Origin of the sequence: Microbulbifer discodermiae (genome assembly GCF_040742695.1) — a bacterium.
Taxonomy (GTDB): domain Bacteria; phylum Pseudomonadota; class Gammaproteobacteria; order Pseudomonadales; family Cellvibrionaceae; genus Microbulbifer.
In genome coordinates this window covers 14,844-40,531 of record NZ_JBFLAB010000023.1, presented here as the reverse complement: position 1 = coordinate 40,531, position 25,688 = coordinate 14,844, and the positions used below count along the sequence as shown (strand labels likewise).

General features: G+C 61.9%; 20 protein-coding genes. 9 read left to right on the top strand and 11 right to left on the bottom strand.

The features are described from left to right. Nucleotides 1–328 precede the first annotated feature (328 nt). From AB1S50_RS10215 to AB1S50_RS10205, 3 genes are read right to left on the bottom strand one after another with little or no spacing between them, the layout of a single operon-like run. Nucleotides 329–2,446 (bottom strand): ATP-binding cassette domain-containing protein, encoded by a 2,118-nt coding sequence (locus AB1S50_RS10215; protein WP_367150532.1) that lies wholly within the window; start codon nucleotides 2,444–2,446, stop codon nucleotides 329–331. Next, nucleotides 2,436–5,174 carry an ATP-binding cassette domain-containing protein gene (locus AB1S50_RS10210; RefSeq protein ID WP_367150530.1) on the bottom strand — a complete coding sequence of 913 codons (2,739 nt, stop codon included), beginning with the start codon at nucleotides 5,172–5,174 and terminating at the stop codon, nucleotides 2,436–2,438. The genes AB1S50_RS10215 and AB1S50_RS10210 overlap by 11 nt, the downstream gene beginning before the upstream one ends. Further along, on the bottom strand, nucleotides 5,171–6,367 hold the full coding sequence (locus AB1S50_RS10205; protein WP_367150529.1) for an HlyD family secretion protein: 1,197 nt from the start codon (nucleotides 6,365–6,367) through the stop codon (nucleotides 5,171–5,173). The genes AB1S50_RS10210 and AB1S50_RS10205 overlap by 4 nt, the downstream gene beginning before the upstream one ends. 419 nt (nucleotides 6,368–6,786) lie before the next feature. On the opposite strand from AB1S50_RS10205, the gene AB1S50_RS10200 reads away from it, so the two are divergent. Beyond that, a complete protein-coding gene (locus AB1S50_RS10200; RefSeq protein ID WP_367150528.1) occupies nucleotides 6,787–7,272 on the top strand; it encodes a hypothetical protein in 486 nt (161 codons plus the stop codon). Here the strand turns inward: AB1S50_RS10200 and AB1S50_RS10195 are convergent, their stop codons facing one another. From AB1S50_RS10195 to AB1S50_RS10180, 4 genes are all read right to left on the bottom strand, one after another. Beyond that, nucleotides 7,273–9,816, bottom strand: a complete 2,544-nt coding sequence (locus tag AB1S50_RS10195; RefSeq protein WP_367150527.1) for a protein kinase domain-containing protein — start codon at nucleotides 9,814–9,816, stop codon at nucleotides 7,273–7,275. Between the two features lie 163 nt (nucleotides 9,817–9,979). Then, complete coding sequence (locus AB1S50_RS10190; RefSeq protein ID WP_367150526.1) at nucleotides 9,980–10,951, bottom strand: FHA domain-containing protein; 972 nt, start codon at nucleotides 10,949–10,951, stop codon at nucleotides 9,980–9,982. Between the two features lie 510 nt (nucleotides 10,952–11,461). Next, nucleotides 11,462–12,028, bottom strand: a complete 567-nt coding sequence (locus tag AB1S50_RS10185) for a YceI family protein (RefSeq protein ID WP_367150525.1) — start codon at nucleotides 12,026–12,028, stop codon at nucleotides 11,462–11,464. Further along, the gene (locus AB1S50_RS10180; RefSeq protein ID WP_367150524.1) at nucleotides 12,025–12,654 is read right to left on the bottom strand and encodes a cytochrome b; all 630 of its coding nucleotides are present in this window, start codon (nucleotides 12,652–12,654) and stop codon (nucleotides 12,025–12,027) included. The genes AB1S50_RS10185 and AB1S50_RS10180 overlap by 4 nt, the downstream gene beginning before the upstream one ends. Before the next feature lie 479 nt (nucleotides 12,655–13,133). Between AB1S50_RS10180 and AB1S50_RS10175 the strand changes: the two genes are divergently transcribed. Continuing rightward, nucleotides 13,134–13,307, top strand: a complete 174-nt coding sequence (locus AB1S50_RS10175) for a hypothetical protein (protein ID WP_367150523.1) — start codon at nucleotides 13,134–13,136, stop codon at nucleotides 13,305–13,307. Between the two features lie 54 nt (nucleotides 13,308–13,361). Here the strand turns inward: AB1S50_RS10175 and AB1S50_RS10170 are convergent, their stop codons facing one another. The 3 genes from AB1S50_RS10170 to AB1S50_RS10160 all read right to left on the bottom strand — a co-directional run bounded on the left by AB1S50_RS10170 (nucleotide 13,362) and on the right by AB1S50_RS10160 (nucleotide 15,683). Next, a complete protein-coding gene (locus tag AB1S50_RS10170) occupies nucleotides 13,362–14,027 on the bottom strand; it encodes a hypothetical protein (protein ID WP_367150522.1) in 666 nt (221 codons plus the stop codon). 128 nt (nucleotides 14,028–14,155) lie between these two features. Then, the gene (gene corA, locus AB1S50_RS10165; protein ID WP_367150521.1) at nucleotides 14,156–15,109 is read right to left on the bottom strand and encodes a magnesium/cobalt transporter CorA; all 954 of its coding nucleotides are present in this window, start codon (nucleotides 15,107–15,109) and stop codon (nucleotides 14,156–14,158) included. A gap of 136 nt (nucleotides 15,110–15,245) precedes the next feature. After that, a complete protein-coding gene (locus AB1S50_RS10160; RefSeq protein WP_367150520.1) occupies nucleotides 15,246–15,683 on the bottom strand; it encodes a host attachment protein in 438 nt (145 codons plus the stop codon). 573 nt (nucleotides 15,684–16,256) lie between these two features. Between AB1S50_RS10160 and AB1S50_RS10155 the strand changes: the two genes are divergently transcribed. From AB1S50_RS10155 to fghA, 4 genes are all read left to right on the top strand, one after another. Then, nucleotides 16,257–16,688, top strand: coding sequence for an Hsp20/alpha crystallin family protein (locus AB1S50_RS10155; protein WP_367150519.1), 432 nt, complete (start codon nucleotides 16,257–16,259; stop codon nucleotides 16,686–16,688). A 99-nt stretch (nucleotides 16,689–16,787) separates the two neighbouring features. Further along, nucleotides 16,788–17,210 carry a CBS domain-containing protein gene (locus AB1S50_RS10150; protein ID WP_367150518.1) on the top strand — a complete coding sequence of 141 codons (423 nt, stop codon included), beginning with the start codon at nucleotides 16,788–16,790 and terminating at the stop codon, nucleotides 17,208–17,210. A gap of 206 nt (nucleotides 17,211–17,416) precedes the next feature. Then, nucleotides 17,417–18,538 carry an S-(hydroxymethyl)glutathione dehydrogenase/class III alcohol dehydrogenase gene (locus AB1S50_RS10145; protein ID WP_367150517.1) on the top strand — a complete coding sequence of 374 codons (1,122 nt, stop codon included), beginning with the start codon at nucleotides 17,417–17,419 and terminating at the stop codon, nucleotides 18,536–18,538. Between the two features lie 72 nt (nucleotides 18,539–18,610). Then, nucleotides 18,611–19,462, top strand: a complete 852-nt coding sequence (gene fghA / locus AB1S50_RS10140; protein WP_367150516.1) for an S-formylglutathione hydrolase — start codon at nucleotides 18,611–18,613, stop codon at nucleotides 19,460–19,462. A 27-nt stretch (nucleotides 19,463–19,489) separates the two neighbouring features. Here fghA and AB1S50_RS10135 read toward each other — a convergent pair whose 3' ends face one another. Beyond that, nucleotides 19,490–19,843 (bottom strand): hypothetical protein, encoded by a 354-nt coding sequence (locus tag AB1S50_RS10135; RefSeq protein ID WP_367150515.1) that lies wholly within the window; start codon nucleotides 19,841–19,843, stop codon nucleotides 19,490–19,492. A gap of 336 nt (nucleotides 19,844–20,179) precedes the next feature. Here AB1S50_RS10135 and AB1S50_RS10130 point away from each other — a divergent pair, with 336 nt between their 5' ends. The 3 genes from AB1S50_RS10130 (at nucleotide 20,180) to pntB (ending at nucleotide 25,659) form a co-directional block, all read left to right on the top strand. Continuing rightward, the gene (locus tag AB1S50_RS10130; RefSeq protein WP_367150514.1) at nucleotides 20,180–22,387 is read left to right on the top strand and encodes a S9 family peptidase; all 2,208 of its coding nucleotides are present in this window, start codon (nucleotides 20,180–20,182) and stop codon (nucleotides 22,385–22,387) included. Between the two features lie 328 nt (nucleotides 22,388–22,715). Then, a complete protein-coding gene (locus AB1S50_RS10125) occupies nucleotides 22,716–24,263 on the top strand; it encodes a Re/Si-specific NAD(P)(+) transhydrogenase subunit alpha (protein ID WP_367150513.1) in 1,548 nt (515 codons plus the stop codon). A gap of 10 nt (nucleotides 24,264–24,273) precedes the next feature. Further along, on the top strand, nucleotides 24,274–25,659 hold the full coding sequence (gene pntB / locus AB1S50_RS10120) for a Re/Si-specific NAD(P)(+) transhydrogenase subunit beta (RefSeq protein ID WP_367150512.1): 1,386 nt from the start codon (nucleotides 24,274–24,276) through the stop codon (nucleotides 25,657–25,659). Nucleotides 25,660–25,688 lie beyond the last annotated feature (29 nt).

The window sequence follows — 25,688 nt, the reverse complement described above, 5'->3', positions numbered from 1 at the left end:
TATGTCTGTCTGGGTCAGCACTTGCGCTTCTCCTTTTTATGGTTGGTTGAAATTGCGGCGGACAAACTGCGCCGCCGCTTTGTGTCAGCCGAACGGGGTTATTCCGGATCGAGTTCTGCATCCGGCCCGGCTTTGATGTCGGTCTGGGTCAGCATAGTGACTCTCCTCTCTGCTCTTGGTTGTCGTTAATATCCGGCCTGGGCCGGACGGCGGCTCCGCGGGCCAGTGCCCGCACAGTTCGGCGCTGCCGGGGCAGTGCCGAATTCGGTTCCCTGTCTTACTTTACCTCTGTTCAGTTGCGAAGGCTCCTTTTAGCGGCTTAAGTCCATCAGGGGTGGGCGATTACCAGCAATGTTTTCGCGTGTTGTTTGACACAGTCCAGCGACCGGCGCAGCGTCCGGGGGTCCAATGCCCCAAAGCTTTCATCCAGTACCAGCAGCTCGGCGTTCTGCAGTAGGGCGCGGGCAATAAACAAACGGCTGCGCTCGCCGTGGGACAGCTGCCAGCCCATTTCCCCCACCGTCTGCAACATGCCCGCCGGCATCTTTTCCAGCAGCGGGGTCAGCCCCAACTGGTGGCAGATGGTGTGGGCGCGCCGCAGGCCGTCGCGGCTGGCGGGCCACTGGTCCCCCAGCAACAGGTTGAACAGAAACGTTTCCGCCAGCACATGGTTCTCGTGAAACTGGGGCGCCGAGGCCACCAGCCGGTGCCAGCCATCTGCGCCCAGGCTGGCGCGGTCATAGCCCTGCACCAGCAGCAGGCCGTCGTCCGGCGGCTGGGTACCGGTAAGGGCGTTGGCGAGGGTGGACTTACCGGAGCCGGAGGCGCCGCGCAGCAGCAGGTGCTCGCCGCGCCTTATCACCAGGGAACAGCCTGCCAGCGCCGGGTGCTGCTTGCCGGGGTAGCACAGGCGCAGGTCGCGCAAATAGCAGAGCGGCTGCTGTGGACTTTCCTTGCGGTCCCTGCGGCGGGCGGCAGGTAACTGGGCGACTGTGGCGGGTGGCGGCGCTAAAGCGAAAACCTGGCGCACTTTCTCCCAGGCCACCAGGGCATTGACGGCGCTGGTATAGCCGTACACGGCTTTGACCGCGGCGCGGTAGCCCAGCAGTACCCCGCCCAGGGCAATGGCGGTGGAGGCACCGCCGCCGCCGGCCACAAACGCCGGTGCCAGCCCGGCGATACCCAGCAACAGCCAGGCCCGGGGCAACAGCGCCACCAGTTGCGCTGTGGCTGTGTCCATAGCCGCCGAATCGCGCAGATAGTCGCCCAGTTCCCGGTCCTCGCCCCTGTGCCACTGGGTTGGTGCCTGCTGCGCCAGGCGGGTGCGGTGGCCGGTCATTTTTTCGATCAGGCCGTGGGTCAGCGCCAGGCGCCGGGCGGTCCACTGGCGCCGCCGGCGATATTGGCGGCGGCCCAGCACAAAGGCCAGCAGCAAAAACAGCGGCAGCGCCAGCAACTGCAGGGTACCGCCCGCACCCAGCAGCAATACCGGCACTGCCAGCGCCAGCTCCACCGTGCCCAGCAGCAGCAGGAAACCGCCGTGCAGTGTGTCCGCCTCTATATGTTCGGCGTCGAAGACGCGGCTCAGCACCTGTCCCGAGCCCAGGTGACGGACCTTGCCGGGGGCCATGCGCAGGGCACTGGCCAGGAGCCTGGTCTTGAGCAGCGCGCCCAGGTCGATGGCGATGTCGCCCTGCAGGCGTGTCGCCAGCAGCGCCAGGGGAACCTGGGAGACCAGCAGCAGCACCCAGGCCGCCAGCCAGCCGCTGTCCCCATGGCCGCTCAGCAAAGCGCGGCCAATCACCCACCAGCTGGCCAGGAACAGGCTCACCTGCAATGTGTGACAGCCCAGCAGCGCGGCGCCGCGCCGGTAGAGGCCGTGCCGTCTCAGCTGCTGCCGAAAGGGGCGATGGGCGGGAGCACGCAGCAGCCAACAGCCATCCAGGGCCTCGCCTCCCAGGCGCTGTTGCAACAGTGTTCGCGCCGCCCGCCAGCGGCGCCGCCCCCTCACGCCGGCATCGTCCAGCAACTGTTCCACCGACTTTCGCTGGGGCGCCACCAGGGGTTCCGCCAGTTGCGCCGCCAGCTTCGCGGTGGCCAGGCGGCCGATGGTGAGATCCGGACGCAGCACCTGCAGCCGGCGGTGGCCGCCGCGGCATAGGGCCAAAAAGCGTTCTTCGCTGCCAAAGCGCAGCCGGACCAGCGCCGGCGCTGCGCCTGCCAGCAGTGGCTCCAGTTCGTCCAGGCGGCTGCTGACACACTGTGCCTGCAGGTCCAGGGTGGCGGCAGTGTCTGCCAGCCAGGAATCCAGGTCGGCCCGGGCGCCTGGCCCCTGGGTTGCACCGGCCCCGGCGGGCCCCAGTCCGCTGTGGTGTCCCAGCGATACCAGAGCCAGGTGCAGCTGGTCGCGGGGCCAGCAGAGGCTGCGCAGCCAGTCAGTGTTCACGGGCTGGCTCCCCCGCCAGGGTTACTTCGCTGAGGTGCCCCTTTTCCATACGCAGGTGCCGCCAGTCGGGGCTGTCCCAGCAGTCGGCCCACAGTTGCCGCTCGGCACTCAGCAATTGCCCATAGTGGGACTCGGGGTCCGCGGCCAGGGCAGCCGGTGCGCCGTCCTCGACGATACAACCGTCGGCCACCACCAGTACGCGGCCGAAATGCTGGGTTTCGGCGATATCGTGGCTGATGCAGATCAGGGTGCTGTGCCGCCACAGCTGGCGCACCCGGCCCAGCAGTTGGCGGCGCTGCTGGCGATCCAGGCCGCGGAAGGGCTCGTCCAGAATGGCGCAGGCGGGCGTGTCCCTGCCCAGAGCGCGGCCCAGGCGCACCCGCTGGCCCTCGCCGCCGCTGACCAGGGCGCCGCCCTCGCCCAGTTGGTTCTGCAGGCCGTCGGGCAGGTCCGCCACCAGTTGCAGCAGCTCCGCCTGTTGCAGCAGTGGATACAGGGGTGTCTGGGGGTCATTGCCGTAGTGGAGGTTGTCCAGCAGGCTCCCGTTCCATAGCTGCACCGCCGGGTCCACCCAGGCGCAGCGGCGGCGAAAGCGCGCCAGCAGGGTTTTTTCCAGCGGCTCGCCGTGCAGCAGCAACTGACCGCTGGCGGGCCTGTGCCAGCCCAGCAGCAGCCCGGCGAGGCTGGACTTGCCGGCGCCGGATTCTCCGACGATGGCCAGGTGTTCCCCGGGGCCTATGGCGAGGTCGATATCGCGCAGTAGGGTGCGGCCACTGGCGTTGACGCAGACACGCTCGAAGCGCAGTGCCGCCGGGCCCTCCAGCACAGAATTGATTGCATCTTCTCCATCGGGCGCCGCCGATGGCCCCGGACCGTCTTTTTCCTCCGCAGGTTCTGCCGCCTGCAGCGGCTCCAGCGCCCGCAGCAGGGTGTTGCGCTGGCGCGGGTAGTCCCGCAACAGGGTGGTGATGTCCTCCCCCAGAGGCGGCAGCGCCAGTACCCAGTAGACCAGCAGCAACAGGTCCGGGCCCGCTCCCTTGGCCGCCAGCACCCACAGCACCAGTGCGCTGGCCAGGGTGGTGTTGACCATCAGCTGTATGGCCTGGCTGCCGATCTGCAGGCCCAGGCTGGTGCGTCCGGCCCCGGCCCACTGGGCCAGCAGTTGCTCGTGGGCGCGGCGCACCGACTCGCCGGCGCCGTGGGTGCGGATGGGAATGACCCCCAACAGGGCATCCATATAAAAGCGCGCCAGGGCGCCGGAGTGGGTCTGTACCCGCATCTGGTGGTCCCCCAGCAGCGGCTGGAACGCCAGGGGTATGGCCAGCTGCAGGGCGGCCATCAGCAGTACCAGGGGGGCGGTGAAGGGGGCCAGCCAGATAATGCCGGCGGCGGTGGCCATCAGGGACAGGGCCTTGAACAGGATACTGCCCCCCAGCACCGGGATTTCCCGCAGGCCCGCCAGGCGGTGACCCCGCTCGCCGGTGTCCGAGGCCGGGCGGCTGTGGAAGAAGTGCGGCGGGATACGCGGCAGCGCGGCCTGAAAACGCATCCGCAACCGGTTTTCCAACTGACGCCCCAACACCAGTTGCACCTTGGCGGCCGGGTATTGCACCAGCAGCAGGGTCAGCATAAAGCCCAGGGTCAGCGCCACCGCCCCCAGCCGCTGGGCACCGCCGGTCAGTTCTCCATGGATATCGATAAGGCCGCGGAACAGCAGCACCTCGGCCATAAGACCGAACACCGAGCCGAACATGGCTAACACCAGTACTGTTGGCGCCAGCAGACCGTCTTGGCGCAGCAGGCCCCAGAGTTCCCGCAGCGGTTGCGGCGGCGGTGTATTCAGGGTCCGGGCCAGGGTTTCGGATTGCGGTTTTGGCGCCTTCTTTACGCCGTTTACCCGCAGCAGTACAGCGCCGGTAAATTCCAGCAACGCCGGATTTGTGGCTAAACCTTCGCTCTCGTGGACTTCCCGAGAAGAGGGGTGAGGGGAACTGTGGGGGCGGGCGCACCAGAAACTTTCCGGCACCAGCTGCATGGCCTGCTCCGGCGCAGTGCGGCAGCGGTCGGAGAGGCTGAGCAGCAGCCCCTGGGCCTCGCGGCCGCGGGCGATGGCGCCGGCTTGGCGGAGCGCCGCTAGCATACGCACGGCGGCATCCAGAAACGCCAGCGGCAGCCAGTCGCCCGGGGCCAGAGACTGCTGGCAGAGGGCGTTGGCGTCGTCACTGGTGAGGCCCAGGTGTTTTATACGCTGGCACAGAGGGTGGGTGAAATCGGTGCCGCCGGCCCAGGCGCGCCAATCCGCCGGGGACACTTTGAGGGTGTGGCGGTGCAGGTCGCGCAGAAACCCCTGTGCCCGGGGCCAGCGCCGGCCGCTGGCCGGGTCCATCACCTGCACCCAGGGGCCCCAGCGGCGCCAGGCCACCACAAAATGGGTGTTGCCGTTGGGCAGGCGGGTCACCGCCAGGGCTGGCAGATAACCGGGCTCCCGCAGCAGCACATGGTCCACCGGCACCACCATCTGCGCCGCGTCCAGTCCCAGTGCCCCCGCCACCTGTTCGAGGGTATTGATGGAGGTGCCGTCTACGTCCGTGTGGCAGGCGTCACGCAGATGCCCGTAGTGGGCATTGATACCAAATCCCTGCAACAGGCACTTCAACGCCGCCGGGCCACAGTCCATATTGGAGGTCTGCACCACCTCCGGTACCAGCCAGCGACGTTGGGGGTTCACTGGCCCGACCCCAGGGTTGTTTCCACCTCTGCGGCAACCCCTTGGGGGGCCAGCAGCCGGCCGGCCCGCTGCAATAGCAGTTGCCAGGGGCTGATGTTGGCGGTGGCCACTTCCACCCGGGCGGGCAGATCGTGCAGCAGCGGCAGCCCCGCCGGCGGCGGATCGTCGATGCGCAATTCCACCGCAATCCGGCCGTCCTGCACAGCGCTGGCGACGCGGGTTACCCGCGCCCTTATCTGGCCGTATCTGGCCCGGGAAAACCCCTGCAGCTCCACCCGTGCCGACTGACCCGGGCGGATATGGCCGAGGGCGTCGGCGGGGTTATAGAGGGCGCTGACCCGCAGACCGCCGTCGGCGCGGATGGCGCCCACCACCTGGCCCGCCGCCAGTACCTGGCCCGGGCGCAGCTCCGCCAGAGACGACAGGGTACCGGCGATGGGCGTGCGCAGGTGCTGTTCCTCCACCGCCAGACTGTGTTGCTGCAGGCGGGTATCCGCCTCCTGTATCTGCCGCCGTATCTGGCTGTTGCGCTGGGCCAGGGCGGCCAGGGCGCGCTGGTATTCCTGCTCGCCGCGCCGCTGCCGGGTTTCGGCCGCCTCCACTGCGCTCCAGGCCTCCAGGGTTGTCATCAGCGCCTGCTGCCTGTCGCGCTTGGCGCGCAGGTAATCCAGCTGCGCCGCCTGCTGTTTTTGCGCCAGTTTCTGGAAGCGGTTGGCGACGTCGGTCTGGATGGCCAGGTTGCTCTCCTGCAACCGGTGCAGCTGGCGCAGCCGTTCCAACTCCGCTGCCCGGGCCTCATGGTCTTTTTGGTACTGAGCGTCCAGCAGTTGCCGCTCCCTTTGTATGGCCTCCAGTTCCGTGTCGAGGCTGGCGGAAATCCGGATTTCCCCGGCCTGCTGCAGTTGCGCTGGGCTGGCGTCCAGTTGCACCACTATATCCCCTGCCGCCAGTGTATCGCCCAGCCGGGCCGCAACTGCCAGGATTTTGCCCCCCCGCTGGGCGCTCAGTTGCACACTGTTGTCGTCTTGTTCCAGCCGCGCGCTGGCGCTGGTTTTATACAGGGTGATATCGGCGCGCAACAGCCACAGAGACCAGATGGCCAGCAGTAACAGCCCCGTGGAGGTGGCGGCGAGCAGTGGCCGCGACCTGTCGGCGGCGAGGGCCCGCATTGTATGGGGAAATGGTGTGGGCAACCGTTCAACCTGCTTCCTGGTGGTGAACCGGCGCGGCGGTCCACCTGTTTTTTTCTATTTTTTTCTATTTTTCTGCTTGGTGATCGACGTAAAAATAGTTTTTTATCCAGGAGCCAGTCAGGAGTATCGTCGAACCAAGTGACATCGGGTAAAAAGTATATTTTACCGCCGCCACCCCTGGCAAGGCGACACCTGTTGGCAAGGCGACACCTGTAAGGCCGTGTAATGGCATTTACTCGTACTGGTGACCGGATGGTGGTAAATTTCCCGCCTTGCATCGCGCTGTTGATTTGCCAGTCAGATGGCCGGCGGCGAGGCCGCTCGCTTTGAGCTACAAGCAGTGTCGGTGCAATCACCATAAAAAGCACCCCGCGCGCTTGGCGGGGCTACAACAGGCGATAGAGTTTCGGGAGTGGACCATGACAGAAACAGTAATGGAAATGGATATGGCGGCACCGGTGGAGGTGCCCAAAGAGGGCAAGGTGCGGGTCAACTATACCCTCAAGCCCCGCGGAGACGGCGAGAAATGGCTGCTGCGGGACGCCCACGGCAATGACGCCGATATACTGCGGCTGAAGTTTCTGGGAGTTAAGGAAGGCGGTCCCCAGGCCTCCGGCAAGGCGGTGCTGGTGGTACAGCTGGTGGATACCGACCTGGTATTTGCCGACAAGCAAATGACCGAAGACGACAAATACGACGGGATGGAAATCTGCGGCGAGTGCCATGGGGGCAGTACCGGCATCAAAAGAGTGGAAAAGGTATGTGGCAGGCCACAGACGCTAAAAATCCGTATCAAGGCTCCATCACAGGAGACTTGCGGCTTTTCCTTTAAATGGGCGGCCCAGGACCCCTGTGGTCAGCTGGTGCTCTCGGCGGACCCGGACGCGGAACTTGATCCCTTGTAATTAATGACAGAGGGCGGCCAAAACTTTTTCGGCCGTCTGGGGCCGGGCGCAGAGGGGTTTAAAGATTGGCAGGTTAAACCAGGCTGCGCCCATCCCCTGTTCAATGAGTTGGCGGATATAGTAGTCGGCCGAAGGCCACTGGCCACTGAGAGCATAGACCTGGGCAGAGAAGTATTTGATATCCGTATCTTCCGGGGCTTCCTGTACCAGTTGATGTACCATGGCGATGGCCTCTGCCTCGTGGCCCAGATGGGCCAGGGCCAGGGCCCGGTAGCGCCTTTCCCGTAGCCCGGGCGCGGCTTCTGTTAATGCTAATGCTTCGGCAAAACCCTGTCGGGCCTCTTCCTCTTGTCCCAGCATCAAAAAAGACTCGGCAATATGGACCCTGGTGGAGACATCTTCGGGCACCTGTGACAGTACATCGATAAATTCCTCCAATGCCTGTTGGTAGCGGCCGCCGAGAAAATAGCTGACCCCCAGGTTTTTACGGGCGCGCCAGCTGCGCAGTGGATGGGGAATAGCAGTAATAGCCGCCTCAGCTGCATCCAGGTTACCATTTTCCAACTCTATTACTCCCAATGCCGAGTAGGAGGACCAGTGGTCGGGATAGGTCTGGGTCAACTGACTGAGTGTGGCGCGGGCACTGTCATAATCGCGGCTGGAAATCTGGTTTAGGGCTACCAGATAGAAGTTATCCGCCGAGGCATGAAGGGCGGCAGCCTGTTGTGCATAGTCCAGCCCCGAAGCGTAATCCCCTTTGCGGAAAAAAAATCTGGCCCGGCTGTTTTTCAATGCTGCGAGGGGGAAATTATCCTGTTCCAGCTTTTTGAGAAGGAGTTCAAACTGATCCTCCCGCTCTCCCAGGCCATACAGCAACAGTTTGAGTTCTGTCATAGCCGTTGCGGAAATACCAAATGCAATGGCATTGTCCAGTTCCCGGGCAGCAGTATCCAGATAGCCGGGGTTGCCGGATAAAACAAACAGCCGTGCGGCCGTGTCGGTAATACCCCGGTAGATGGCGCGGTTTTTAGGATAGCTATCGCTGAGCTGAATCAGGGTATTTAGATCTGTTTCATCCAGTTCCTTGCTTTCCAGTCGGCCGATAATATTCAAATAGTCCTTATAGTCCGTATCCGACATCAGCATACGTTCGCCTGGAGCCTGCCGGTAGCCGCTGGGAAACAGTGCCGTAGCACTATGGCTGATACGGTACTGGGCCTCCTGGCGCTTGTCCGCCAGAAAGGCAAACCCGGTCTGCTGTTTGATCTGACTGTCCGTCGGATTTATGCGCTGCAGTTCGATTTCGCAGTGTAGCCGCGCGCACTGTAACTGTGCCAGCAGTGCATCGGTGACGCCCTTGTCGCGCATCTTGCGCAGCTGGGCATCGAAATCCTGACCCTCCCTGGGGGTAAAGCTGACCAGGGCACTGGCTTTCAGTTGTGTGGCGGAACTCAGTAGTGCCTGGCGCACCATAGCAGCGGTAAGCGCTTCGGTTCTATCGCCGCCCTCGACCTGGCCCCGGATCTGCACCGGCAGCACGGCGATATACTGGGGTTGCAACTGGTTCATCTGCTTCCAGCCCCAGGCACTGGCGCCGGCCAGCAGAGTTGCGACCCCCAGGCCAAAGAATAGGCGCCGGCGGCGGCTGGGGGGTTTGCGCAGCAGCCGGGTAACGGTGGCGGAGAATTCCGGGCCGCCGGCATCGGCGCCCTGGGCCTGCAGCAGCGCCAGCGCCTCGGCCACCTGGGTGGCGGATTGCGGCCGCCGCTGGGGCAGCTTGCTCAGCAGCCGGTCCAGCAGTGCCGCCAGGGCTTCCGGCAGCTCCGGGCAGGCAACCCGGGGCGGGGTATGGGGCTGGTTCACCATTATGTGTGCCTGGGCCACGGCGCCCCCTTCGCCCCGGGCAAAGGGTTTGGCGTCGCACAGCAACTGGTAGGCCAGGGCGCCGAGGCTGAACAGGTCGCTGCGGGCGTCCAGTGGCTGGCCCTGCAGCTGCTCCGGTGACATGGCCTCCAGGGTGCCGGCCACCTGGTCTTCGCGGGTGAGGGTGTCGGAGTCTCCCTGCAGGGATTTGGCGATGCCGAAGTCGGTGATCTTGGCGACGCCAAAATTGGTGATCAGTACATTGTCCGCCTTGAGGTCCCGGTGGACTATGCCCAGGGAATGGGCCTGGGCCAGGCCGCGGCAGATCTGGATCAGCAGCTGCAACTTTTGCGCCAGGCCCGGGTTGTGCTCCCGCATCCACTGCCGCAGGGTGCAGCCCTCCACATATTCCATCACCAGGGCGACGCCGTCACCCTCTTCCAGTACATCGTAGAGCTGCACGATATTGGGATGGTTGAGCCGCGCCAGCAGCTGCGCCTCCGACTGGATGCGCCGGGCGGCGGTGGCGCTGGTGGTATCCTTGCGCAGTTTTTTGATGGCCACCGGCCGCTGCAACTTGGTGTCACGCGCCAGGTAGACAAGGCCCATACCACCGGCGCCGAGCTTGCGCTCTATGCGGTAGCGATCCAGTTGCTGCTGTTCCGGTTCGGCGATTGTCATCGTTTGTTGTTCTTGTGGTGGTAAGAGCCCATTACTACCCGAAGCGGTGCCGGCGATTGGGATGCCGCCGGCACAAACGCAGCAGTGTATCACTGGATGGCAGGTGCGACTATTTTTACGCCAGGTACTGGCGCACAAAACCGCTCCTGCCCGCCGGCTTCAGTCATTCCCGCATTGCGGCCTCAGCGGAATCGAATTCCAGCGTTGTGCCTTTAAAAATTTCAAACCCCGCGCAGCCCAGACGGATCTCCCAGGAGCGCCGCTCCACCAGGTTGGAAGTGTCTATGGCATCCGGTAGGGATTCCGCTATCTGCTTGCGCGCGCGGAAAATCTGCGTGTTGAGGTGATTGACATTGATGCCGAGCTCCCGGGTGGCCAGCTGGATGGAAACCCACCCCAGGGCGTCCGGGTCGGCGCCCCGGCGCAGGTCCCGCATCCGCGCGCGGGCCAGGTACAGCAGCAGATAAGTGTGGGTGCGCGCCGGCAGGGACAGTTTGATGTCCTCCCGGTGCAACTGCAGCTGTACATGTTCCTCGTGGTGGCTGACGGAAAAGCGCAGGGAGAAGTCTGCGACGGACAGCCGGTGCAGGGACAATTCCGCGGTGGCGCCCTGGCTGTCGCCCATAAACAGCCGCCAACCGTGGCCGCCGCAGCGGATATCCTGGCCGTGGCTGACCACCTGGGTGCTGTCGGCGTCGGCGACCAGTTCGTAGAGCCACTGGCCGGTGACCGGATTCTGGTGCAGGCTGGCCAGCGGCTCCTGCTGTTCCGGCAGCAGGTGATACTGCTCCAGGGGCAGCGCCCGGCCGGTTTGCAGATCGATCAGCAAGTTGCGCGGTGCATCCAGCCCGGCCACGCGCCAGGCGGGATTGTCGCCGCGACCGAAGCGGATGGTGTCCGCCGGCTTGAGGGGGTAGTTTTTTGCGGGTACCAGTTGCTGGTCGTTGAGCCAGGTGCCGTTGCGGCTGAGGTCGCGCAGGTTCCAGTGGGTGCCGGTCCACTGTATGGCAGCGTGGATGCCGGATATTTCGGCATCGGCAATATGGGTGTCCACAGCGCCGGCGCGGCGGCCGATGGTGTGGTGCGCCATCAGGTACTCGGGGTGACCCGGGTGCGGGGGCTGCAGGCAAGCCATCTTTTTATTGTTCCTTCGTTTTCTGCATCGCTCTTAGTGCTGGGGTCTACAGGTGGCGGGCAACGGGGCAGTGCACAAAGCCGTGGGAATTCCCTGGCGGGTTCCGCTGCGCCAACTCGGTATGTAAACAGTCACCAGTTGAGCCCCTGGCCGTTCTTTAGTGCGGTTTTCAGTCTTGCTTTGTGCGTCGGCGTTCCCCCTGTCCGGAGCGCGGCAAGGGGGTGTTGTCCGCGCGTCCCACCTAGGGGGTTCATTTATACGTATCCTGAGACGGATTGCAATCTCCACGGACCTTTCACCGCGTTAACTACTGTCAACGGTGTTGGACGGCTGTGCCAAAGTCGGCAATTGCCCGTTAGAGGTGCACTCTTGTGCCGGGTTGGGCGTCTGGCCAGCGATTTAATTGAAAGGAAAAAATAATGAATAGTCAGATTTGTGCGCTAAGAGTTTGTGCGCAAGGCAAACAAAAATGCCCGCGCTTGGCGGGCATCTTTGTGTTTCCGGAATGGATCAGATTCTGACGCCTTCCAGGTCCAGGATCATCTCCACTGTCTGGGAGGCGGGGCCCAGGTTGTAGTCGATACCAAAGTCTTTCAGGGGAAATTCGGTGGTGCCGGTGAAACCCTGGCGGTAACCGCCCCAGGGATCTGAGCCACCGCCCAAGTGGGTCACTGCGATGGTGACTGGTTTGGTGATGCCGCGCAGGGTGAGGTCGCCGGTCAGCTCGCCCTTGCCGTCCCCCAGGTCTTTATAGCTGGTGCTTTTGAAAGAGGCGGTGGGAAACTTCTCCACAAACAAAAAGTCCTCTCCGCGCAGGTGTTTGTCGCGCTCGGCGTGATTGCTGTTGAGACTTCTCACGTCAATGTCAACGTCGATACTGGATTTTTCCGGTGCCTTTTCATCAAAGAAAAAGTTGCCGCTGAAGTCGTCGAAGCGGCCGTACAGCCAGCTGTAGCCCAGGTGCTTGATACGGAACTGGATAAAGGCGTGGGCGCCTTTGGTATCGATTGTGTATTCCGCGGCCTGGGCGGCGCTGCCCAGCAGTGCCGCGCACAGGAGAAGGGCGAACTTGTTCATGGAATGCTCCTTTTATTGAGTGGTTGTGACAGCTTTGGTTGGGAATCTGTATCGTTCGTCTCCAGGGGCTGTGGCCTGCGACGGGGCAGCAGTATTTTGCGCAGTGTGCCGTCGCGGTCGATAAAGTGGTGTTTGAGCGCGGCTAGCGCGTGCAGGGCCACCAGCGTAATCAGGGTCCAGGCGAGCAATTCGTGAATCTCGCCGGCGATGTCCTCCTGGTTGGGGATGCCCCCGATGGTGGCGGGCAGGCTAAACAGGTCAAAGACTTCGATGGGGCGGCCGTCGGCGGTGGAAATCAGATAGCCGGAGATGCCGATGGCGAACAGCAGCAGGTAGATGACCCCGTGGGCCAGCCGCGCGCCCAGCTGTTGCCAGCGGGGTGTGCCCGGCTCGGGGGCGGGGCTGCGGTTGTAGAGTTTCCACACCAGCCGCAGCACCAGCAGGACCAATAGCAGTACGCCGATGCTTTTGTGCAGCTCGGGGCCCTGGCGATACCAGGGGTCGTAATATGACAGCTGGCGCATCCACCAGCCGAGGGCGAAGAGTCCGATGACCACTGGCGCCATCAACCAGTGCAGGGCGATGGCCACCCAGCCGTAATGATCCTGTGTGTTTTTGACGTTCACTTATTGTTCTCGCGGAGTCGGCTCCGCTTCCTGCTTTTTGTAGTTTAATTAGTGCCTGCGCCGGCCTTCGTCCGGCGGCGGCATATTCTTGTGCGGCCCTAATAATTTTCAATCTGGCCCGGTCGGCGGTGGATCGGGCAGGGTGCAGATTATAAAAGTGGCTCCCTGTGCACCAGTGAAATAACCCGGACGAAACTATCGAAAAATTAGCAGGATTACTATGCTTGACGCGGCAATCCTCAGTTATCCCTCCAGGCTGATCCGCCACTGCAGCGGTGGGGCATTTCTGGAGCCCATTAACCCCCTGGGTTCCTTAATGGCATTAGGTGCCGACTCAATCGGTGGGTGCAGAGCTCTATGGAGACGGAACTTAATCTGTAATGGGCTGTAATTGACCGCCAAAAAGTCATAATTTATAAAGATTCTTCAGTGGTTTTGTGGTAGCGGTTACTGTTCGTTAGCTGACATAGGAACTCGAGATGAAGAGAATCAAAATCCACCAGATTAGCAACGGGATTTTATGGGGGGCGGCCATTATCGCCTCGGCAATACTGGGCGCACCCCAGTTGCTGACGTTGGTCCTCCTCCCTCTGCTCGCCTTGATGGCGGTGGGCAACTTCCGCGATCCAGGCTGTTTGCGCAGCACCCGCTAGCGGGCTGCGACAAAAGGCGTTGCCACAGGCTTGCTCAGTTAGTGTCAACAGGCCTTAGTGCGGGTGGCCCCGCTGGCCCTCGCGCTCGGCGGCAACCAGTACCCGCTCCAGGGTTTCCCGGTCCAGGGATGGGGCGCGCCTGGCTATCTGGTCCGCCAGCCAGCGGGTGGAGTGGCGCTCGCCGTCGAGGGCGAGCTTTTCCAGTTGCCAGATGACCCGCAGCAGGGTTCCCGGGGTCAATTCACCACCTGGTTCGCGATTGCAGAAAAGGCCCGGTTCCAGTTGCTCCAGGTCACTGCGTCTCAGCAGCAGTTCGGCAAATCCGGGATACCAGCGGGCACTGTAGGGCTCCGGTCGCCGGTGGGGCTCAAAAGTGATGCGCAGGCGATTGCCGTCGACATCCTCCAGTAGCGGCGTGTCCTGCTCGTAGGCCGGCAGCGCCGGGCGCTGGCGCAGGATACCGACGATGGCTTGCCAGTCGCTGGCATTTTCCGAACAAAGGCGCATGGGCCGGGAGAATTCCAGGGTTTGCGGCCGGTCCAGGTAGGCGAGGGTTTGCCCGGGGCGGTACCAGTAGAGCTCCAGCCGGTGCTGCTCGGCCAGGTCGGCCAGATCGGCGCTGGTCACCTCCTCCTCGGCTACGGCACTCAGGTGGTCCACCGCCTGCTGCACACTCAGCCACTGCCTGCGGTGGAGGGGTTTGGTGTTCGAAATTTCCATGGCTGCCTCCGGCACTGCGCGGCTCTGTGTGCCGTTTTCCCGCCTTCCTGCGGTGGTCCCCTTGTGTCGATCGCCGCGGCCTGTTTAATCATAGCAATCCACCGGCGGTCTCCCGCACAGCGGCGCTATTAGAGCCAGCCCTTTTTCTTGAAATAGGCGTAGGGGGCGATACCCGCCAGCAGCATCAGCGTCAGCCCCAGGGGGTAGCCGCCCGGCCATCCCAGCTCGGGCATATGCTCGAAGTTCATGCCGTAGATGCTGGCCACCATGGTGGGGGGCAGAAAGACCACCGCGGCGATGGAGAAAATCTTGATGATCTGGTTCTGTTGAATACTGATAAACCCCTGGGTGGAGTCCATAAGGAAATTGATTTTGTTGAACAGGAAACCGGTGTGGGACATGAGGGTGTCGATATCCCGGGTGATGTCGACGAAGTTCTGCTGCAGCTCGGTGTCGATATGAATATGCCGCTGCAGAAAGAGGATGGAGCGGCGGGTATCCAGCAGGCACAACTGCACCTTGCCGTTGCTGTCCTCCAGTTTGGCCAGCAGGTCGATGGCCTCCTGCAGTTCGGCGTCATTGTCTTCCAGCACCAGGTGGCTGACGTCGCCCAGCTTGAGGTGGATATCCTCCAGGGCGTCGGCGAGGTTTTCCAGTTTCTGCTCGAATACCCCGACGGTGAGTTCCTGGGCGCTGCGCGCCTCCACCTGCCCGCGCCGCGCGCGCATACGCAGCAGGCGAAAATCCGCCAGTTCGCCTTCGCGCACTGTGATCAGCCGCTGGGGTTGCAGGATAAACGCTACAGTGGTGGTGTTGTGGCGGCCCTCGCTCTGGTAAAGGAACAGGGAGTGGATGTGTACACCGACGTTATCGATAAAGTAGCGCGCGGTAGCCTCGATCTCCTGCACATCCTCGGATTCCGGCAGTTCGGTGCGCAGCAGTTGCTCCAGCAGTTCGCGCTCCTGCGGCTCTGGCTCCTGCAGGTCGATCCAGGCCGCCTCGGCCAGATCTCCGCTGACGGCCGGCCGGGCGCCGGTTCGCTCACTGACGCGTCCCCGCGATATGTCAAAAAGTCTGAGCATGGCCTCTATCCCTCTGGCGCAGCTGGAAGGTCCCGAACAGCAATGACCGGGGGCACAAATCAAGGAGGCAGCCGCCCGCTTTGCCGTTCAATATATGTGGGCGCCTGCCGCATAGCCTGAGGTTGCACCGAATTAATCAGAGCCAGATGGGGAGCTGCGCGCGAATCTCGTCGCTGTCGCAATGCACCAGGTTCTTGCCGGATTCGCCGGCCACCCGGGCCAGGGTGGGCGGTGTCATGGCTTCGCGCAGGTTGCCCACCATGGAGGGCTCCGCAACGATATACAGCTTTTCATACTTGCCCTGCTGTCGGCCGCGCTCCAGCGCATGGGCGATTTCCCGGGCAAACTTCTCCCCACCGGACTGGCGCACGTCGCTGGGATTGCCCATGGAACGGTTGGCGTAACCCATGCGCGCAAAAGCGCGGCCGGGCGCGTCACTGACGAGTTCACCGGATTTGAGACGCCCTTCGGGATAATTTAGCACGCTCAGTTCCCGCAGATCGCTGGCGCGATGCTTTGCTTCAAACATGCGGGCGTGGGAATGGTTGGCGACGACTACCCAGGCTTTTGCCATGGTGTTTCTCCTCTTTTCTACTTTTTTGCTTTGCTACAGGAATAGTAGTCATGACCGTCGGGATTCTGTCGTCAATCGGCGTCCGTATGGGGGTTTTGATGACTGGAATTTTGCCGGCGTCACCACAGAATCTGCGGTTGCTGACCGATTGGAGGCCTGCGGTTACGGTCGGCAATCAGGGCTTCTGTAAGTGGAAGGCGACCCTTTGGCTACTGATTGTCGCACCACTCATTACAATGCCTCAGTAGCCGGCCGGACCGCGGCTGCGCAGGGGGCTGTGCAACCCCGGGTAAACCCGATTCCGGCTGCGGTGCGGCTGGATTTCGTTGCAAAACCGTCCCTGGCAGGTTGCTGAAAAGACCTTTCCAGGCTTTTCCCGGCCCAGGTGTGGGGCGTATTTCCGAGAACTCTCCACGACAAACCAAGCAGTTGCACGCTTGATTTTCGGCCTCGAGCCCCTGTTCGGGACAGCGGGTTGCAAAGGTTTTTATGACCGCCGGGCCAGTCGCCTTCCGGGGCGGCGGGCACCGGACGCCGCGGTGGTTGCCGCGAATTTACCGAGGAGATCTGATTATGAGCCTGATACCACGGGGATCCCTGTTGGATCTCGACAATATGCTGGAACAGATGCTGTCGCCGTCCCGGATGATTGGCGAGGGCGCCGAGGGGCTTTTCTCACCCCGCATCGATGTGCGTGAAACCGACGATGCCTATGAAATCAGCGCGGAAATACCCGGCGTGAACAAGGATGACATCAGCGTGACGCTGGAGAATGGCATCCTGACACTGGAAGCCGAAGTGCATCAGGAGGAGAAAAAAGAGGAGCACAAAGGCCGGGTTATTCGTCAGGAGCGCCGCTACGGCAAATACATGCGCAGTTTCAATCTGGGCAGCGACGTGAGCGAATCGGATATAGATGCCAACTTCAAGGATGGTGTGCTGACACTGCGGGCTCCCAAGCGCGAGCCACAGCAGCCGCTGAGCCATCGCATAGAAATTCACTGACGGTGGCAGAAGCGGCGGCAACGCGGGGTCTGCGGCAAGCCGCAGTGTAAGTTGACGCCCAAAGTTGGCGCGCTACTGCCGGGCCACGGGAGATGAGAAATGAAAGTCAAACAAGCTATGCACGAGGGCTGTACCTGGTGCTCTCCGGATACGCCCCTGGATGAAATTGCAAAAATTCTCCGCGATGAGGACATCGGGTCGGTACCCATCGGGGACAATGACCGCCTGATCGGAATGGTGACCGACCGCGACATCGTCTGCCGCGGGGTTACCGCCGGTGGCGACCTGTCGGCACTGACGGCGCGGGACGTGATGTCCGAGGGGATCGAGTGGTGCTGGGAGGACGAGGATATGAGCGCGGTGTTGCGGCATATGGAAAAACAGCAGCTGCGCCGCATGCCGGTGATCAACCGGGAAAGGCGCATGGTGGGAATCCTGAGTATGGGTGATATCGCCCACTCGGTGGCACACCGGCAGAGCGGGGAATTCGCCGCTGCGGTTTCCGCACATCACCATCAGTAGCCCGGCTATCCGCCGGGCCCTTGGGGACGGCGGCCCGCAATTGGCATGGGATAGCACTTTTCCCTGGCGCTTATCCGTTTATCATGGGGTCCGTTTAGAACCCGGTAACTAAGTTGCCGGGTTAATGGTGTTTACGGGATGGTGCGAATAAATACAAGCAGCGCCTGTGAGCGTCGATCAATAACCAAAACAGGCTGGGAGGTTCAATGACCCCGATTAGATGCCGGGCTGCTGTTGCCTGGAAGGCGGGTGCGCCGCTGTCCATTGAGGAGGTAGAGGTGGCGCCGCCAAAGGCGGGCGAGGTTCGTGTCAAACTGGTCGCCACCGGCGTCTGTCACACCGATGCCTTCACCCTGTCCGGGGAGGATCCGGAAGGGGTTTTCCCGGCGATTCTCGGCCACGAGGGTGGCGGTGTTGTGGAGTCAGTGGGGGAGGGGGTTACCAGTGTAGCGGTTGGCGATCACGTGATCCCCCTCTATACCCCGGAGTGTGGCGAATGCAAGTTCTGCCGCTCCGGCAAGACCAATCTGTGCCAGAAAATCCGCGCGACTCAGGGCGCGGGTCTGATGCCGGACGGGACCACGCGCTTTTCCGTGCGCGGCGAACCCATTTATCACTACATGGGTACCTCCACGTTTTCCGAGTACACGGTATTGCCGGAGATAGCGTTGGCCAGGGTCAATCCCGAAGCGCCGCTGGAAGAGGTCTGCCTGCTGGGCTGTGGCGTCACCACTGGCATGGGTGCGGTGATGAATACGGCCAAAGTGGAGAAAGGGGCTACGGTGGCGATTTTCGGCCTCGGCGGCATAGGCCTGGCGGCGGTCATAGGGGCGCGTATGGCGGGGGCCAGCCGGATTATCGGCATCGACGTCAATGAGTCCAAGTTCCCCCTGGCGCAAAAGCTCGGTGCCAGCGAATGCATCAATCCCAGCCTGTACGACGAGCCGATCCAGGAGCTGATAGTGCAACGCACCGACGGCGGGGTGGACTATTCCTTCGAATGCATCGGCAATGTGGAGGTGATGCGCTCGGCGCTGGAATGCTGCCACAAGGGCTGGGGTGAGTCGGTGATCATCGGCGTGGCCGGTGCCGGACAGGAGATCCGCACCCGTCCCTTCCAACTGGTGACCGGCCGTGTCTGGCGCGGGACTGCTTTCGGCGGTGTCAAAGGGCGTTCGCAGTTGCCGGACTATGTGGAACGGTACCTGGCCGGTGAATTTAAACTGGACGATTTTATTACCCACACTATGCCCCTGGAGGAAATTAACCATGCGTTCGAGCTGATGCGCGAAGGCAAGAGTATTCGCAGTGTGATTTACTACCAGTGACCGCCTGCCGAAATTAAAAATAAACGCCGGGGCGCAACTGCCCCGGCGGCTGACAATGGAGAGTCCCGCCCCATGACGTTAGAACTGGTGAGCAGCACCAAGGCCTTCGATGGCGTACAGCAGCGCTATCGGCACTTTTCGGAAACGCTCGACTGCACTATGCATTTCGCCATCTTCCTGCCGCCAATGGCGGAGCGGATGGACAGGGAGCCACAATTGCCGGCGCTCTACTGGCTGTCCGGCCTGACCTGTACCGATGAGAATTTCAGCCAAAAGGCCGGTGCCCAGCGCATGGCTGCGGAATTGGGGATTGCACTGGTGATTCCCGATACCAGCCCGCGCGGGGAACAGGTGGCGGACGACGAAAATTACGATTTGGGCCAGGGGGCCGGCTTCTACCTCAATGCCACCCGCGACCCCTGGCAACACCACTACCGGATGTACGACTATGTGCTGGAGGAGCTGCCGGCCCTGGTGGAACAGCAGTTTCCCCTCAATGGCCGCCGCGCCATCGCCGGTCACTCCATGGGCGGTCACGGCGCCCTGGTATTGGGGCTGCGAAATCCCGACAGGTTTAGCTCCATCTCGGCCTTCAGTCCCATTTGCAATCCCAGCGACTGCCCCTGGGGGGAAAAGGCCTTCAGCTCCTACCTGGGCACAAAACGGGAGGAGTGGGAAGCCTACGATGCCAGTCGACTAATTGAGGGAGCCACTGAACATCTGCCGATTCTGATTTCCCAGGGCGACGATGACGAGTTTCTGCAACGGGAATTAAAACCCCAGGTGTTGCAGGCCGCGGCGGAGGCGGCGGATTATCCGGTAAAAATCGAACACCACGCCGGTTACGACCACAGCTACTATTTTATCGCCACGTTTATCGAGCAGCATCTGCGCTTTCACGCCGACTTTCTGCTGAAACCGTGACGGTGCGGTTTGCCTGAGCGGGCCGGCTCACGCTGAATTGGCTAGCCGCAGCAAGCGCCCGGACACCCCCGCCAGGACACCCACCGGCATAGCCAGCAATAATAGTAAAACCCGGGCCGGATCGCTCCCGGGCCGGTGTTGAATGTGCGGCAGGGCGCGTTCGGCCCGCGCAACCCGCGCGCAGTGGTCCGGTCCGTCCCAGGGCAGAAACCCCCAATCGATCATGGCCGCGAGGGCCCGCCAGAAGCTGCCCCGAGGTCCCGTCGCGGTTTCTGCAAAGTGTCCCGTGCGCCCGGACACTGTCGCATCCGGATCCCCGTCCGCCAGGGCGTTTCCCAGCCGGTCGAAAGCAATCATCAGATTTTTGATATAAGAGCCCATCGCCACCTCCATTCACACGACTATCCAGCCGGTGATCCCTCACCCCTTGGATTGTAGCCTTTGTTTTCCAGGGGCTTGTGCCGATCTAGCAGGTAGCTAAAAGAGCCTTCCCCGGGTTTTCTCAACCCGGGTTCGCGGCGCATGTCCGCAAGCCTTTTGCGACAAATCAAGCCGTTACACGCTTGATTTGCGGCCCGCATATCCCTGCTCGAAACAGCGGGCTATCCGGTTGCTTGAACAGCAGTACACTGAGAACCCCACTGGCCTGCGAAGTGGTCGCCGTTTAGAATCCCCGGATGCCCATCGAACTGTCAGCGCGATAACAACGGGGACCCCATGAAAATAAAATTACTCTTCCTGCTCGGTTGTCTCTCGGCCAGCTTTGCCACTGCGGAACAGCTTACCATCGAACGCATCTTCTCCGACCCCGCCCTCGCCGGCACGTCGCCGCGGGAAATGCAGTATTCGCCGGACGGCCGGCGGGTGACTTTTATCCGGGGTCGCGAAGACGACTACAACCGCTACGACCTGTGGGAGTACAACCTGGCCGACGACGAGACGCGCCTGCTGGTGGATTCCGACTCGCTGCATACCGGCGAGGAAGTGTTGTCCGATGAGGAAAAGGCGCGCCGCGAGCGCCAGCGCATCTACGGCAGCGGCATCATGGAATACACCTGGTCCAAGAATGGCGACGCACTGTTGTTCCCCCTGGCCGGAGATGTCTTCTACTACGACCTAGGCCGCAAGACTGTGCGCCGCTTGACCGACACCCAAGCCTTCGAAACCGATGTGCGCGTGTCGCCGAAAGGGCGCTATGTGTCCTTTATTCGCGATCAGGATATCTTTGTCGTCGACCTGACCAATGGCCGCGAGCGCCAGCTGACCGAAGACGGGCAGGGACCGATCAAAAACGGCATGGCGGAATTCGTTGCGCAGGAGGAAATGGACCGTATGACCGGCTATTGGTGGTCGCCGGATGACCGCCATATCGCCTTCCTGCAGGTGGATGAATCGCCCGTGGACCAGGTGACCCGCAGCGAGATTTACGCGGACCGGATCGACGTTATTCAACAGCGCTACCCGGCGGCGGGCCGCGCCAATGCACTGGTAAAACTCGGTGTGTTGGATTTGGCCAGCGGCGATGTGCAGTGGATAGACCTGGGGGAAAACCGGGATATCTATATCCCGCGGGTGGCCTGGGCGCGGGATAACCTCCTCAGCTACCAGTGGCAGGATCGCAGCCAGCGGCAGCTGGAGTTGCGGCTGGTGGATATCGACAGCGGTCGGGCGCGCACGCTGGTCACCGAGTCCAGCGAGACCTGGGTCAACCTGCACGACGACCTGAAATTTCTCGAGGACAGCGATCGCTTCCTGTGGTCGTCGGAGCGCGACGGCTACCGCCACCTGTATCTGTACGACCTGAACGGCGATCTGCAGCGCCAGCTGACCCGAGGCAACTGGGCGGTGGACGCTTTGCATTCAGTGGATGAAAAGGCCGGCAAGGTGTATTTCAGCGGCCGGGTGAACACGCCGCTGGAGCGCCATCTGTACGCCATCTCACTGGAACAGCAGGCACCGCCGCAGCGCATTTCCAGCCGCGCCGGAATGCACAGTATCACCTTTGCCAAGGATGCATCCGGTTACATCGATTCCTTTTCCAGCACCGGCACGCCTCCCCAGGTGAGCCTGCACTCTGCGGATGGACAGCGCCTGACGTGGCTGGCGGAGAATGCAGTGAAAAAGGGCCACCCGCTGTACCCCTTCGCAAACGACTGGATTCAACCGGAATTCGGCACCATCACCGCGCCGGAAGGGCACAGCCTCTACTACCGCCTGTACAAGCCGGCCAATTTTGACCGCGAGAAAAAATATCCGGTGATGGTGTTCCAGTATAGTGGTCCCCATGCGCAACTGGTCACCAACAGTTGGGACCGCCCGTTCAATCAGTTTATGGCCCAACAGGGCTATGTGGTGTTCACCCTGGACAACCGCGGCTCCGCGAATCGCGGCACCGGTTTCGAAAACCCGATCCACGAGGCGATGGGAAAAGTGGAAGTGGAGGACCAGGTGACCGGGGTGAAATTTTTGCGCAGTCTGCCCTATGTGGACCCCGAACGCATCGGTGTATTTGGCCACAGCTACGGCGGCTATATGGCGCTGATGGACATGTTTAAGGCCGGCGACTACTTCAAGGCCGGTGTAGCCGGCGCGCCGGTGACCGACTGGGCGCTGTATGATACCCATTACACCGAGCGCTATATGGGGCACCCGGACCTGGTGCCGCAGGCCTATCGGGCCTCCTCGGTATTCCCCTATGTGGACGGACTAAAGGGGGATCTGCTTATCTATCACGGTATGGCAGATGACAATGTGCTGTTTACCAATACCACCAGGCTGGTCAAGCTGTTACAGGACAAGGGCAAGCAGTTTGAATTGATGACCTATCCGGGCAAAAAACACAGCCTGCGCGGCAAGGAGACCCGGATGCACCAGTACAATATGATCAAGGACTTTTTTGACCGCCACCTGCGGGGCGCCCGCTGACAGGGGGTGACATAAAACAGGAGAGAAGCCGGACATTGTCCGGCTTTTTTTTGCGCATTAGGTCGGCAATCCAATAATGGCAGCGCTGCCGGGGCGCGGGCGGCGATGCATTATTTTTGCGGGAGAATGCGACTATTGATCCCGCTTATAGGTTTTCCGCTTTATATTGCTTTTCATCTGTCATGCTAGTGTTTACCATCGAATGGATGTTCAGTATCCCTGCGTCCGTGAGGAACCCCGGACACAGGGATGCGCTTTACCTGCATAGTGGATGTATTGTTTGGATAAATAATTTTCTCAATAACAATCTCAGCGAGGGAGCAAAGCGGTGATCATTGCCATACCAAAAGAAACCGCTGCGGAAGAGGCCCGGGTCGCAGCCACACCGGACAGTGTGCGCCGTCTGCACGATCTGGGTTACACGGTCGCGGTTGAACAGGGCGCGGGCGCCAAAGCCAGCTTTACCGACGAAGCCTACATCCAGGCCGGTGCAGACATCAGGGCCACCGCCGCCCTGTGCCTGGAGGGGGCGGATCTGGTTCTCAAAGTGCGTGCCCCCAGCGCTGAGGAACTGGACCTTATTCCCTCCGGGGCGACGTTGATCGCTTTCCTCAAACCGGCCCAGAGTGCCGACTACCTGCAAAAACTCGCGGCGAAAAATATCGATGCGCTGGCAGTGGAATCCATTCCGCGGGTGTCCCGGGCGCAAAAAATGGATGCGCTGAGTTCCATGGCGAACATCGCCGGTTATCGCGCCGTCATCGAGGCAGCGCATAATTTTGGCCGCTTTTTCACCGGCCAGATCACCGCCGCCGGCAAGATCCCGCCCGCCAGGGTGCTGGTAATCGGCGCCGGTGTGGCGGGCCTGTCGGCAATAGGCACCGCAAAAAGCCTGGGTGCGGTGGTGCGGGCATTTGATACCCGCGCGGAAGTGCGCGAACAGGTGGAGTCCATGGGGGCGGAATTTCTCACGGTGGAAATCGAGGAGGAGGGCGCCGGGCAGGGCGGCTACGCCAAGGAAATGTCCCAGGCCTTTATCGATGCGGAGATGGCGCTGTTTCGCGAGCAGGCCAAAGACGTGGATATTGTGATCACAACAGCGCTGATTCCCGGCAAGCCGGCACCCAAACTGTGGCTGGCGGACATGGTGGATGCCATGGCCCAGGGCTCGGTGGTGGTCGATCTGGCCGCGGAGAGCGGCGGCAACTGCGATTACACCCAGGTGGACAAAAAAGTGGTGCATAGCGGTGTCACCATCATCGGTTACACGGATCTGCCCAGCCGCGCGGCAACCCAGTCGTCCACCCTGTACGCCACCAACCTGGCGCATCTGGTGAGCGACCTGACGCCGGAAAAAGACGGGCAGGTACACCTGGATTTTGATGACGAGGTGATACGCGGAGCCACGGTGGTGAAGGAGGGGCAGGTCACCTGGCCGCCTCCGCCGCCAAAGATTTCTGCACAGCCGGCACCCGCGGCGGGGGAAGCGGCGGCCCCAGCCGCGCCGGTGAAAAAAACGCAGAGGGGCAAATCGCCTCTATCGATTCTGTTGTTCTGGCTGGTGAGCGGTGCCCTGCTGCTGTGGCTCGGGCGGGTGGCGCCGGCGGACTTTGTGTCCCACCTCACTGTGTTCGTGCTGGCGATCTTTGTCGGCTGGCAGGTGATCTGGAATGTGACCCACGCACTGCACACGCCGCTGATGAGTGTCACCAATGCCATATCCGGCATAGTGGTGGTGGGGGCCCTGTTGCAGGTGGGGGCGACCGGCTCCGGTCTGGTGACCCTGCTGGCGTTCATAGGGGTACTGGTGGCCAGTATCAATGTCTTCGGTGGTTTCTTCGTCACCCACCGTATGCTCAAAATGTTCCGGCGCTGAGGGGGAAGGGATGAACGGCGTAATTTCAATGGCTTATCTCTTTGCGGCGGTGATGTTTATCCTCAGCCTCGGCGGCCTGTCCAGCCACGAGACGGCGCGCAGGGGCAATGTTTACGGCATGGTGGGCATGGGGGTGGCGATCGCCGCAACCATTGCCGGTATCACCGCAGGTGCCTACTGGATGGTCGCCACGGCCATGGCCGCCGGTGCGGTGATCGGCCTGTCACTGGCGCGGCGGGTCGCCATGACCCAGATGCCGCAAATGGTGGCGCTGTTGCACAGTTTTGTCGGCTTGGCGGCGGTACTCATCGGCTGGGGCGGTTTTCTGGATCCGCGGATAAATCTGTCCGGTGCAGAGCACATAGTGCACAACACGGAGATTTATCTCGGTATCTTTATCGGCGCCATCACCCTCACCGGCTCGCTGGTGGCCTTTGGCAAACTACAGGGACTCATTTCCGGTAAGCCGCTGTTGCTGCCGGCCCGCCACTGGCTCAACCTGGTGGCAGTTCTGGCCTGTATTCTGCTTGGATGGTTGTTTGTGCCCGCAGATCTCGGTGCTGCCAGCGTGCTGAACCTGCTGATCATGACGGCGATAGCACTGTTGCTGGGGGTGCATTTGATCGCCGCTATCGGCGGTGCGGATATGCCGGTGGTGATCTCCATGCTCAACAGCTACTCGGGCTGGGCCGCCGCCGCCACCGGCTTTATGCTGGGCAATGACCTGCTGATCGTGGTCGGCGCCCTGGTGGGCTCGTCCGGTGCCATCCTCAGTTACATCATGTGCCGGGGAATGAACCGCTCCTTTGTCAGCGTGATCCTCGGTGGTTTCGGCTCCGATGGCGGCGAGGTTGTGGGGGGCGAGATTGAGGGGGAAGTGGTGGAGACCGGCTTCGACGAACTGGCGGCGGACCTGGATGCGGCGGACACCATCATCATAGTCCCGGGGTTCGGCATGGCGGTGGCCCACGCCCAGCAGGCGGTAAGCGATCTGACGGAGAAATTGCGCAGCAAGGGCAAGACAGTGCGCTTTGGGATACATCCTGTGGCAGGCCGCCTGCCGGGCCATATGAACGTGCTGCTGGCGGAGGCCAATGTGCCCTACGACATAGTGCTGGAAATGGATGAGATCAACGATGATTTTCCCAATACGGATCTGGTGCTGGTAATCGGCGCCAACGACACGGTCAATCCCGATGCGGTGGAAAAGCCGGGATCGCCCATCGCCGGTATGCCGGTGCTGGAATGCTGGAAGGCGGGGAAGGTGGTGATTCTCAAGCGCTCCATGGCGTCCGGTTATGCCGGAGTTGCAAACCCTTTGTTCTACAAGGAAAATGCACGCATGTTGTTCGGCGACGCCAAAGACAGTTTGCAGTCTGTGCTGGCTAAACTTTAGCCTGGGGAACCTCTGATTGATTCAGTGGT